The organism is Lysinibacillus sp. Ag94 (assembly GCF_023242215.1).
In the GTDB taxonomy this organism is placed as follows: Bacteria; Bacillota; Bacilli; order Bacillales_A; family Planococcaceae; genus Lysinibacillus.
Map to the genome: position 1 here is coordinate 2,352,692 of NZ_CP096780.1, position 12,663 is coordinate 2,365,354.

12 protein-coding genes are annotated in these 12,663 nt (G+C 34.7%); 7 read left to right on the top strand and 5 right to left on the bottom strand.

The annotated features are described in order from the left end of the window. Positions 1–175 precede the first annotated feature (175 nt). Positions 176–1,090 carry a C40 family peptidase gene (locus MY533_RS10860; protein WP_248715942.1) on the bottom strand — a complete coding sequence of 305 codons (915 nt, stop codon included), beginning with the start codon at positions 1,088–1,090 and terminating at the stop codon, positions 176–178. Positions 1,091–1,580: 490 nt separating this feature from the next. Here MY533_RS10860 and MY533_RS10865 point away from each other — a divergent pair, with 490 nt between their 5' ends. The 4 genes from MY533_RS10865 to MY533_RS10880 all read left to right on the top strand — a co-directional run bounded on the left by MY533_RS10865 (position 1,581) and on the right by MY533_RS10880 (position 4,797). Next, positions 1,581–1,946: a DUF2089 domain-containing protein gene (locus MY533_RS10865; protein ID WP_132362300.1), complete on the top strand. Its 366-nt coding sequence runs from the start codon at positions 1,581–1,583 to the stop codon at positions 1,944–1,946. 13 nt (positions 1,947–1,959) lie between these two features. After that, entirely contained in the window at positions 1,960–2,349 is a 390-nt protein-coding gene (locus tag MY533_RS10870) for an SHOCT-like domain-containing protein (protein ID WP_142508126.1), read from the top strand. A gap of 10 nt (positions 2,350–2,359) precedes the next feature. Further along, on the top strand, positions 2,360–2,641 hold the full coding sequence (locus tag MY533_RS10875; protein WP_248715943.1) for a hypothetical protein: 282 nt from the start codon (positions 2,360–2,362) through the stop codon (positions 2,639–2,641). Between the two features lie 494 nt (positions 2,642–3,135). Then, positions 3,136–4,797: a hypothetical protein gene (locus MY533_RS10880; protein WP_248715944.1), complete on the top strand. Its 1,662-nt coding sequence runs from the start codon at positions 3,136–3,138 to the stop codon at positions 4,795–4,797. 54 nt (positions 4,798–4,851) lie between these two features. On the opposite strand, the gene MY533_RS10885 is transcribed toward MY533_RS10880, so the two are convergent. Together MY533_RS10885 and MY533_RS10890 are read right to left on the bottom strand one after the other, a co-directional pair. Then, entirely contained in the window at positions 4,852–5,199 is a 348-nt protein-coding gene (locus MY533_RS10885; RefSeq protein WP_248715945.1) for a hypothetical protein, read from the bottom strand. Positions 5,200–5,435: 236 nt separating this feature from the next. Further along, complete coding sequence (locus MY533_RS10890; RefSeq protein WP_248715946.1) at positions 5,436–5,624, bottom strand: hypothetical protein; 189 nt, start codon at positions 5,622–5,624, stop codon at positions 5,436–5,438. Between the two features lie 593 nt (positions 5,625–6,217). Between MY533_RS10890 and MY533_RS10895 the strand changes: the two genes are divergently transcribed. Together MY533_RS10895 and MY533_RS10900 are read left to right on the top strand one after the other, a co-directional pair. Next, positions 6,218–7,123 (top strand): cation diffusion facilitator family transporter, encoded by a 906-nt coding sequence (locus MY533_RS10895; protein WP_248715947.1) that lies wholly within the window; start codon positions 6,218–6,220, stop codon positions 7,121–7,123. A gap of 1,117 nt (positions 7,124–8,240) precedes the next feature. Further along, positions 8,241–8,597 (top strand): hypothetical protein, encoded by a 357-nt coding sequence (locus tag MY533_RS10900; RefSeq protein WP_248715948.1) that lies wholly within the window; start codon positions 8,241–8,243, stop codon positions 8,595–8,597. Between the two features lie 409 nt (positions 8,598–9,006). On the opposite strand, the gene MY533_RS10905 is transcribed toward MY533_RS10900, so the two are convergent. Both MY533_RS10905 and MY533_RS10910 read right to left on the bottom strand, forming a co-directional pair. Beyond that, on the bottom strand, positions 9,007–10,431 hold the full coding sequence (locus tag MY533_RS10905; RefSeq protein WP_248719194.1) for a VanZ family protein: 1,425 nt from the start codon (positions 10,429–10,431) through the stop codon (positions 9,007–9,009). Positions 10,432–10,825: 394 nt separating this feature from the next. Next, entirely contained in the window at positions 10,826–11,737 is a 912-nt protein-coding gene (locus MY533_RS10910; RefSeq protein ID WP_248715949.1) for a DNA glycosylase, read from the bottom strand. A 167-nt stretch (positions 11,738–11,904) separates the two neighbouring features. Here MY533_RS10910 and MY533_RS10915 point away from each other — a divergent pair, with 167 nt between their 5' ends. Continuing rightward, positions 11,905–12,618: a 2OG-Fe(II) oxygenase gene (locus MY533_RS10915; RefSeq protein WP_248715950.1), complete on the top strand. Its 714-nt coding sequence runs from the start codon at positions 11,905–11,907 to the stop codon at positions 12,616–12,618. Positions 12,619–12,663: the final 45 nt, after the last annotated feature.

The window sequence follows — 12,663 nt, forward strand, 5'->3', positions numbered from 1 at the left end:
TTAGCCATCATCGCATTTATCTAAATGCAGCAAATTTTTTAAGTCAGTACAATTGTACTGGCTTTTTTTTATACACTAGCGCTTGGAAGTGTGGGGGAGTATGAAATGATAGTGCCTGCAAATAAAAGAACGCAAAAAGGCATCTCATCCATAGATGAAACACCTTTACTTGAAGTTATTGAGCTAATCGTTGGAGGAAGGTATCTAATTGAACGAGTGTGACATTGTCTTCCACGCCGAACATATTATTCCCTTTACCAATCGTAATTTTATTGGAAGAAAGAATGGCTACATAATTGTAAGCCCAATGCGAACTTGGAACATCAACAAATTGTAACGGTGTTCCTTGTTGTTTTAAATGGAATGCTTCCACTAAAACTTTCGATAATTGACCACGTGTTATCGGAGAACCTGCATTGAATTTTCCGTTTACATCACCCGTAAAAACGCCGAGTTTTTTTAGTGCTTCCGCAGCACCTGCATATTTAGACGATGGGCTTACATCTGGAAAACTTGACTTGGTATTACTAGTATCTAAATGTAATTGATTTGCTAGTTTAAGCGCTACTTCACCACGCGATGCATATACGCTAAAGTCAACTTCAGTGCCTTTTACTTCTCCCAAATCATGTTCAGTGAAGTTTGCAATGCGTTTTGCCCCTACGTAACGAGATCCCCAGTAATAAGGATCATTAATTTTATCGATTTTTACCCCAGAGCTTGTAGTAGCTGAAATAAAATTGTTGTCACCTATGTATATGCCAACATGGGAAACACCGCTTCCCGAAGTATTAAAAAATACAAGATCCCCAGTCTTCAACTGATTTTTAGCAATCGAAGTACCTTGCTGATATTGAGCTGTAGATGTACGTTGTAGTGAAATCCCTAACTTAGAAAAAACAATTTGTGTATATGCTGAACAGTCTACACCTGTCTTGATATCTGTTCCTCCATATTGATAAGGAACGCCTATATATGCTTTTGCTGTACTTGTTAAATCTGTTATCGTTGCCGCTTTTGCATCATGCACACCCACACCTGTGAAGAACATAAACGATGCGAAAATCGGTAATAACCATCTTTTCTTCAAATAAACCTACTCCTTTCAAAAAGCTTTCGCTATTGAATAAAGTAAGAATAGCATGAAACAGGCATGAGTTATTTTTCATTAATATTACCGATTCCCCTTAAACAGCAAAATTGAAACCTTAATTTTAACTGTGTAAAACTTCTGCAACAATCATGGGCAATTTTACTAAAAATAGTTAGAATAATTGGATGAAAAGGGGTTAAAGTGTTTATTTGGATGTTTAATCCAATGAAAAACCGTTATTTATTTAGAAATGCTAAAAATAAAAAACTGTATTGTTGCAATTAAAATAGAAAAAACGTCTGTGCCTAGAACAACCTTATCCAGTGGCAATTCTTCAGGGGGAGAAAAGGGAAGAAGATGGATGTTCAATAATATTGAATAACGAATTAATATTATTAATTTTATGTATTGTAAAAATTAATTTTTTTATTCACATTTTTAATTAATTGTTATATAATCAAATCAACAAAAAGGAAAGGACTTCATTATGGCTTATAAAGTAATCACAAATTGTCCTGTCTGCAGTAAAACGTTGAAAATTACAAAGTTACAGTGCTCTCATTGTCACACGACGATTGAAAATGAGTTTGAATTATCTAAGCTGGCATCCTTATCAAAAGATCAGCTTCATTTTGTAGAAGTATTTTTAACATGCAGAGGGAATATCAAAGAAGTTGAAAAGGAACTAGGAATTTCATATCCAACAGTACGAGGGAAGCTAACAGACATCATTTCATCCCTTGGATATGAGCAGAAGAAGAAAAATGAAGTAGACGAGAAAAAAGTTGTCACGATGTTGGAAAATGGCGAGATCACACCAGAAGAAGCCATTAAACTTTTAAAAGAAGAATAAGGAGGAATTTACTATGAAAGAGGAAATCTCAAGAGTGTTAACAATGGTTCAAGAAGGTAAGATTGATGCAGAGAAGGCATCGGAACTAATTCAAGTATTAAAAGAGAAAGCAGAAACGGATGACAACCTTTTAGAAAAACCGACTAAATACTTAGATAAGACTTTAAAAATTCGTGTTGTATCAGCCGAAAATGATAATGTCACAGTCAATTTACCTTTAAAGCTTGTCAAGGTTGTATTAATGGCTGGGCACAGTATCGCAGCGAGTATTCCTCAATCGGAAAAATACGTTAAAGATATAGACATAAACCTTATTATCGAAGCAATCGAAAATGAACTAGATGGCCAAATTGTTGATATTAAATCGGCTAACGGGGATACCGTTTCGGTCATTATTGAATAGTGATTTGCTTATGATGTATGTAAAAGTGAAAGCAAAAGACGTTCGGTTCACCATCCCGGTTCCATATGCTTTTTTAAGCTTTGTTATTGCCATTTTGTCTTCAAAATTTGTTCAGCAAAAAGCACACAAATGGACAAAAGAGCACTTCGAAAGAAAAAAGCTGGACTATACATTTCCGCTAATTGACAAAGAAGCGCTAAAACCTATTGTCAAGGAACTGAAAAGTTATAAAGGAATCGTACTAGTCGATGTCAAAGCGAAAGACGGTACTGAGGTTAAGGTTAAACTATAATTGATACTAGAATACACCGCCAGGAAAAAGCCTAATTATCTCACTTATATTACAAGATAATTGACTAAGATTTACTTTATTATAATTTGAATTGGATATAAGAAATAAAATAAAAGGATTCTTTTGATGACATTCGGTACTCCGAAAGTGCGCATTAAAGGAATTTTTTTTATCATTTTTTCGGTATCATGCCATTACATATTTTTCTCACGATTTTGCTTACTAGAATGTCTAAGCGGCGCATGAATTATAGATAATGCATTTAGAGTAACAACGATTGATTACAAAATTTCTTTTAAAAGATAACTGACAAACTTATTACATACAAACCTTTTTTATAATTCGTCTGGAATTGCTTTGAATGAGTTTAATTAATTTCTCAAAATTATAATTATGTTAACTAGTTATGGTCGAAAAATTGTTTTTCTTATTCTACACTGGTATAATTTAGGTGACTTTTATGTTGAAAAATCGTTATATTTTGGAGGGAAAATTTGTTTAACAGAAAAATCTGGAGTAGCATTTTATGTTTCGTATTAGCCGTCATTATCTTCATAACATGGTCATTAAAAGATGATGACAATCAAAAATTTGAACTTAAAGAGAGCGTTGCACTAGAATTACCAAACTCCGCACAATTACATTTGGAAGCCAATGGTTTACTACTGCAAAAAACCAATAGTTCAAATAAATCATATATTCGTTCAACAGATCAAACAACGATTTATAATTTATTTGAAGATGGGGAAAACATGGGTTCCATCAAGGTCACTGTTCGAGAAATCGATAATGGGGATTTCTTCATTTTCACTCAATTACAAAACAAAAGCAGTAAAGGGTATAGTGCCTCCATATCGTACCCCATAAGCGGAAATATAAAGTATGATTTGACAGATTTCGAACGCCAGGAAATTCAGCATGAGCACGATCATGTATACGGTGTAGATCCAACCACTTATCCTATCGGCCTGTTAACAGTAAAGGAACACGAAAACTTAGTGACCAATATGATGATAAGCCGAAACTACATATCGAAAGAACTAAAAACCAACTATGAAAACGGGGACAAGAGTGTCGTCCGAGAATTGACGAGTGAAAAAAAGGCCTTGAAATTAATGCATGATGATAATGGCCTTACTGTAACACTTCCACTTCAATCAGTTGGAAATGATGTATCTGAAAATTGGTTGTTACTATCTAAAGAGCCTCTATTTAAAAAAGAAGAAGCGCTCGATGAATGGATTAGCCAAAGTACTAAACAATACAAAGAAACGAACAAATGGTATACAGCAGAAGGGCCTTATTCAAAACTTCCATGGTCGATTGAACCAGAAACAAAATTAGGATATGGACGAAACCTGGTGAGGGTCCAAGATAAAAAAGCGTTAAATTACTATGAAACTACACAGGAGCGATACTACTACGATTTGCTACTAAATTCTGTTGCGAACTTATTTATTTTTCAAGGAGATCACAAAGGGTTGTGGGAAACGGAGTATACGAGTACGTGGTTGAAAAAAGATTATGGCATCCAAGCTCCCTATACCGATACTAGGCATAACGAGAATGTCGCACTATTCCTAAAAAAAACAGGGGACATGCTTGACATCAAAGAACTCAAAAACTCGATGATCACCTATGCAGATTTTTTGGTCGATCAGACGAAAAATGGCAACATAATCGAAGTTCCTGAAGGTGGTTACCTTGTGACCGATTATTATTCTCCCCAGCAGACAAAGAAAACACATACATCTTTAAATCATGCTTTAGGAGAAATGAATTTCCTACTAGAATCTTATCAACAAACAAAAGAAGCATCGTATTTAGACGTAGCTAGAAATATGAGACGGGGTATTGAAAACATCGGAGAAAAATGGTTACGAGAGAATGGAGATGTCTGGTATCAAGTGAATGGCGATTTCTCTTTTGACGGAATTGATTATCCTCTCTTGACGTTAGGTGATTTACTGAAGTCTCAACAATGTTGGGAAGCTGTTGGAGAAAAACGAAGTGAAATGTTTGATCAACTCATTCGCTCAAAAGCTCAATATCTCGTGGAAAGTAAACAGGAAATTCTTCGACCGGTAGCGGACCTTCTCATTAACCAAGGATTTGGGGATATCATCGAAGGATACAATAATATTCCTAAGTTTTAATAAACCTGCAAAGAAGCTATTTTGATTATCTTTTTCAAAATAGCTTCTTTTCTTTTAACTAGCCGCCATTTGACAGTGTTTACATGAGCGACGTGTCCTTTGTGCATAGAAACAAGCGGCTATACACAGCATAATACCCCAAAATAAGAAGCATGTATAAATGATGATGAATATAGGGAAAATCAGTCCACCCATAGCAGTTGGAAGGTGTGTGGAATTCCCTATTTGAAACAGTACTGTCGCAAGACCAACGATTCCTCCAATTGTTAACAATGTACACGCTACAAAGGCGATGAAAAGCACAAGCCAGCGTGGCAATTTCTCACCCCATGGTTGAATCAATGCTAGAGCAAGAACTACTGCAAGAGCGGCTAAGATTGCGGTGAAATCAAACTGGCCCACATGTCCTGTAGCTAGTGCGACTTCTCTATTAATGTAGCCTAACGATCCCCCTGCACTCCAATATACTTTTAATCCTCCATAGAACAGGGCAGGAATACACGAGAGATAACCCGCATTTCTTGCAAATCTTCTCCATCGAGGAGATGAAGGCGTAGTGACCCGACCACAGAAAAGGCAAGCATGACGTAGCCAACGCTGATAAATAAGTGTTCTTACGCTCCATAAAATTCCTCCTGTTAAGAAGAGTCCTCTAAGGATAAAACCGGGTTTATCCACCGACAAAGGAAAGGAATGAAACCAAAGAGACGAAGAGCATCAATAACAATTAGGCCCGTCGATATTCCAAATAGTAATACCGTACACGTTGACCAGGCAACGATGAGGAGAAGCCAGCTTGGGAGGTTTTTACCCCAAGATTGTACCATGGCAAGTGCCCCCGGGATGGAGAGGATACAAATGCTGCCCGCAATCAACGCATATCCTCGGAAGATAGAACTATGGAACAATTCACTGATTTCGTAACCATAGCTAACAGGAGGAAGACCGACCATTCCACCACTCGCCCAAAAGAAGTAGACGCCGGCTAAAATTAGTGCCAACACACACCAACCATAGGTCACCCATTTAGTCCAGCGAGGCTGACCACAAAAAACAGAGATTGGAATAACATTATTTTTGTTAATAGTTGATATTTCAATTCACACTCCCGACTCTCAAAAATACAATATATACCAATTGTAAAACCTAACGTTAAAGTTTGCAATAACACGTTAATAAATTTGAAGGATATTCGAAAGAGAAAAGAACAGTAAATACGCGTTGTTTAATTTGGTCTGAGGCAACTTATTTTTATAATCTAAATTTATTTAGTAATGGTAAAAAAGGTTGTTGTAGACCCACTCGATATTCGTCTGATATTATAGTTGAGTATTAATTGAATGAAGTAGGTTAAGGGGATTTGAGGAGAATTTCTCCCCTCATTTTTTAGTTTTAAAACTCTTAATCGGAGGAGAAATAAATGGTTAGTGAGAGAGAACAAATTAGCAAAAAAGTTGCATGGATTGCACTTGTATCCAACCTAATGCTAATGATAGGGAAAATCTTCTTTGGTCTTTTTGGAGGTAGTGAGGCTGTATTCGCAGACGGAATTCACTCTGGGGCAGATGTAGTAGCTTCGATTGCTGTGCTAGCAGTTGTAGGTATCTCTAATAAACCACCCGATAAGGATCATCCCTTTGGGCATGGTAAGGCAGAGGTGATAAGTGAAGCAATCGTTGGCATTATTTTAATATTAGTTTCACTCTATATATTCGTAGAAGCAATTTTAGCATTTTTTGACCAACCCGGTGTACCACAGTACAGTGCATTGATTGTAGCTATAATTTCTTACATAGCGAAAGAAATATTATATAGATACTCCATAAAACAAGGAAAAAAATGGAATAGCAAGGCTATAATAGCGATTGCTTATGATCATAAAGGAGATATTATTGCTTCCCTTGCAGCATTTATAGGCGTCCTCTTAGCGATTATAGGAAATGCAATTGGATGGACATATTTGTTATACGCGGACGCAATCGCAAGTGCTTTAGTAGCTTATTTTATTTTTAGAATCGCAATGGAATTAGTTAGACCTTCTGTTGATATCTTAATGGAAAAAAGCGTGGAGCAGTATCTTTTAGACGGTTATGAAGCCACTATTCATGAATTTTATCAAGTAAAACGAATAGACAAAATTCGTGCAAGAGAACACGGTCACTATAAGATTTTAGACGTTCGACTTTCACTTAATCATGATTTAACAATTAAACAAGGCCATGATATAGCTCGTGATATAAAAAATAAACTATTAAATAAATACCCAGATGTTGGGGAAGTCCTTATTCATATAAATCCTTACTATATAGAACCTGATCAAAGCTAATTTACAAAAAAGTGCTGGTAATAAAGAAGCTGAATGCTATCGATGAATAGTTAAGGAGCATATTGACGAAATCAATAAAAATAAACATAAATCAGACTTTTATTACAATATAAAAATAATTACTAAAAGAGCATGCTTTTTACTAATAAAGTAAAAACATGCTCTTTTCTATTACCTCTTCCAGAATCGTCGATATATCCCCATATATAACTTCTGCATTGTACAAATATATCTTCTTATTCTACTAAGTCAACATCAAAGAAGAACAACTATCTATATTAAACGATCATTGAGAAAACATCCTACAAAAATGCTTTGGACTTAAAGCGGGGATTTACTTAAAAATGATCATTAAACAAAGGTAAGCTCTTGGAGCAAGATCATTTAAAAAAAGAGGATTGACGTAATATGGGTATCGCCTTCATTTAAACTTATTGTATTTAAGCGCAGAGAGTCGCTGCAGCAGGGGCATTGATTTCAAATCCAAAAAGTATAAATAATAGTAGCTTCAGGAAAACAGGTTCTAGATGGATAAATTTGATGTAATCTTAAAAACGTTGCAAGGATGCCAGAAGCGGGATTAAATGTGGGTGAAGGGGCAATATCCATTCTTTTTCCTATTTCCATCTATTATCTTTTCCATGTTAAAGAAAACGAGTTCAGATCCTCTCAGACTTGAAGTTACTAACAATGTAAACATTACCTCATTAGCTGTTGTAGATCCGTTAAGGTCATTAAAGATATTTATGAGTAGTTGACGAACCACTCTATCATAAATAATTTGTAGTTTACATAATATTGTCATAACTCATTCGAATTATCGGATAGTGCTCCTAATTTATCGTTCATAAAGGGATTATTCATATAAATTATGGTAATTACTATTTAAAGTATATTCACCTAATACATACATTAGTTGCAAACATTGTGTTAACTTTCTGGTTTGTGATTTTAAAAGAGGAATCCTTAACATAAAAATAAAGAAACAAAGTTATTATTTGAAATTGAAATTTTACAGTAAATAGAATATTAGATGACTATATATCGAGAAGGGTGATGATTAATTATTAGAGTAGATAGTAAGAAAATTTTATTGCTGATTGGAAGTCTTATATTAATGATGCTACTTGCTGCTTGTGCAAATGAAAAAAAACCAAGTCAGCCAGAATTTAAAAAACAATATTTTGAAGGAAAAAGTGATAATTGGTATGTAAAAATGGTAAGCGAAATGGATAGCAATAGACGCTATATCATCTCTTATATTGGACAAGAAAATAAACCATTAAATTTTAAATACGAAATATATGAAGCTTCTCACAACCCAACATTTGGCAATGGCGAATTTGAAAACGAAGAGGAATTTGAAATTCATGTAAAATGCGGCGGTCCGTGTGATGCCCTTCCCAATAATGTACCTATTCAAATTCAATGGGAAGGAGAAGAAGAAAAAGTAGTAATTCGTAATAAAAAATAGAATGTTGTCGGTAACATCTCTAAAAATATTTTCCATTCATTGAATCTTGGCAGAAAAACAAGATAGACTATCTACCAAACTGATGGAACGAATGCTCTACAAGTGGATGATATTGAAAATCCAGCGGTTTGGACTACATAGAACAGCTATACAAAGAAGTACGTTTCCAGCTCTTACTATAGTAAATATAAATAAGATGGTGTGAGATATAAATCTGCACCTTATTTTATATATACGGTACAGATTTATAATAATATTTTAGATTAATTAGCGATTGTCGTTTACGTTCAAATTCTAGTGTGCTGCTCACGCTTGTATTCAGGCCATAGGATGCTTCCGTGACAAGCAGAACATTGAAAAAAGCCATAGAGAAAACATAAGAAAGGGCTTGTGTGTAAATGCCTCATAATTACGACCGTCTTGCTTGAATTAAGGTAAACCAATCATTTCCATTATACTTTCCAGAAACTCTATATATTGGCTGATAGAAATCTTTCGTATCATACATATAAGAAAGCTCGATTAATTCTATATCAAGTTGATCTCCTTTTTCTATAACAAGATCTTCCTCATTCACCAATGCATTATATTTTATTTGGGGAAACTCCCCATTTTTTATTCGCTCATACACTTCTGCAGGAGACAGTATGTTCACTTCTCGTTTAAATTGATTCATATGGATATTATATGCTAACGAAGAAACACTGCCATCTTGTTTAAGATCAAGCATTATGTCTCCAGTCCAATAATCAGCGTTTAAATTAGTACTATCCTTAAGATTCCATGCAAATTTTCCAGTATCCAGTACAGTCATTTCAGCGTCTTGGGGTAGTATATCAAAGTCGTCCATCGTAGCCTTTGCCATGTCAAGCAATGACTCTTGCCCCGATAAAGTAGTTTGCCCTGGCGTATAATTATTGTCCTTTAATGTCCAGTATCCATCTGAACCAACAAACAACGTGTATTGGGAACCTACTTTATTCTCCAATAGAATTTCACGATCACCACTAGTAACATGTTCATCCAACACTGATAATCCTAATTTCTGTTGCAATAGGGCCTCAACTTCATTATTTTTAATGACTTTCTTATATACTGGGGCAACTGTCGGTAATGTGCTTAATTCCAGTGAAGTTGATATTTGTACATCTGACATATTCGATTTTGTATAAGCGTTTATTGCTAAATGACCAAACTCTTGTTGAGCGTAGACAATATTCATCCCAACAAAAATCAAACCCATCAATAGCGGTATGGCAAGGTTTCCGACTAGACTTTTTATTTTTACTTTTTTGTGATCAACAATGGAAGCCCCTAGTTTGTATAACTGGTATCCCATAATACCACCAAGTGAGTTATTCATTAAATCATCAAGCTCAAAAATTCCGGCTCCTGAAAGTGTCTGATACGTTTCTATAGATAACGTAGCACTTATAACAATAAGAAGAAGCCACTTAAATTTTTTGAATTTAGAGCTAATTAAAGGTAAAAAAATGCCTAGAGGAACAAACATCAAAATATTAAAAATACAATTTTGAAGATCACGTAAAGAGTATTTTTTCCATGCATCAATATAACCACTAAACGGCTGAAGGTTCATCTGCAGGGAATGGGAAGTGCCACGACCAAAAACAGTTAACTCCAACACAAAAATAATATATCCGATGAAGACTGCACCAAGAACAAGTTTCTTTATACGAATCTGTTTTTTTCGATCTGACGGCTGTTTTCGATAATAAAAAAAATAATATAGTGCGATCAGTATGAACTCAATTCCAATAATTATTAATACAGGCAACATTAAATACCGAATATTACTAAAAATCTCTGTCATTCCCAAAGTGAGACTCTCCTAACTGATGATATTTGCGGTTCTACACGACTAGTCTACTATTAATTTCATTGGCTTAAATTGAGGTAATTTTTGTCGACCTATCAATTGTAAATGGAAATTATTAATATTTAGCTAGGCTATTTATGAAGAATTTCTTAATAACTGATAAATAAAAGGATTCAAATATTTAATGAATCAGCTACAGGCGTTGAACAAGTGACAGCAATAACCAAAATATCTTATAGAAGAGGTAGGAAATAACACAAAATTGTTAGAACAAAACTGAAAAATTAAATGAGCTGTACAACAATTTATATTTTGGTAATATTCTAGGAAAAAATAGAAAGGAATCACCGTAGTAAGATGATTCCTTTCTTAATAAAGTTATAATTATTCAGTATAGGACACGCCATAAATAAAAGGTAGCGTATGATTCCCAGTTTTTCCATGGAAACGATATTTCTAAGATTTCATCTTTCGTCGGCTTTCGGTCCATATTACGTAAAACTTTTATCGAATTAATAAGACCCACATCATCGATTGGGAAAGCTGTCTGGAACCTTAGGCAGCGCATGAGAACATAATTGGCTGTCCATGGGCCAATTCCTCGTATTTTAATTAAGCTCTTCTCAGCTTCTTTAAAGTTCATATTCATTAATTTCTCCCTCGATAATTCTCCACTTGCCATTAATTTGGCAATTCCAATAATATATTCACTTTTTTTCACCGTCATTTTAATATCTGCTAGGTCGGTAGGTGTTAACTGTGCAATTCGTTCGTACGATGGGAACACCCAATACTTTTTACCATTCCATTCGATTGAATCGCCAAATCCTTCTACAAATTGCTTCTTTAAGGCGTATGCGAACGCTAAGTTAATTTGTTGCCCTAAAACTCCCCAACATAATGCTTCAAATAAATCAGGAATGCCTATAACTCGCATTCCATAAAATTTTTCGGCGGGCATTTTAAGTAATGGGTCTGCCTTTGCCATTTCATAAAATGGCGTTAAATCGTTATCAAGATCAAACCATTCTTGAATATATTTGACAATCTCCTCTCGCTTCCACTTTTCAACAGGTCTACAATTATTTAGGAATTGAACAACCATTTGTTTATGATTGATTACGCTGATCTGTACTAAGGACCGAATGTCTCCTATGGCAATAACTTTTGTAATTTTATCGTTCTCTATTTCATACATACATTCATTTTTTTCCCTTGTTAAATAGCCTAGGTTAGCATTCATGTCGAAATTTTCGGGTAATGTGATTACAATATCATCATTGACTTCATGCCATGTCATTTTTCCATTCTCCTCATCTAAAGACGACTTTCTATTGTAATTTTACTTTATCACATAATAATCTTACCTAATTTTGTTATCTTGCTATTACATTCTAAACACCTTATTTTTTTCTATTTATGAGGTTATAGTGTTATTTATCAAGAATGCTTAAGGGAGTGATAAAAATGGTCCAAGATATTAAAACACGCGTCGAGAACTTAAACTGGGATTCCATTCAAAATGAATTAGATGAGCAAGGATTTGCAAAGCTTCCAGCGATTTTAACAAAAGAGGAATGTGAATTGTTCATAAAATTGTATTATGAGGAAGAACCATACAGAACGACAATCAATATGACGAGATATCGCTTTGGGAATGGGGAGTACAAATATTTTTCCTATCCATTGCCTGAAATCATCCAACGTTTAAGAGAGTCCTTTTATCTAGAATTGGCCAAAACAGCTAATCGATGGTTCGGTTATTTAAAAAAAACGGAACAGTTTCCAGATCATCTTCAAGATTTTTTGAACACTTGTGAAAAATATGAACAAACGAGACCGACACCTTTACTCTTAAAGTATGAAACAGGCGGGTATAATTGTTTGCATCAAGATATATATGGCGACATATTTTTCCCGTTTCAAGTAGTATTTGTATTAAATCAACGAGATAAAGACTTTGGCGGTGGAGAATCGCTATTAGTGGAACAAATTCCTCGTGCTCAGAGTAGGGGACATGTCATTACTTTAGAACAAGGCAGTGCGCTGATCTTTCCTACAAATTACAGACCTGTTCTAGGCAAAAAAGGATATTATAAAAATACGGTTCGTCACGGCGTAAGTACGGTTACTTTTGGAGAACGATACGGTCTTGGAATCATTTTTCACGACTCTAAATAAAAAATTAAACTTCAAAATCTTGCGATTCTATTCCCAGAATTGTAC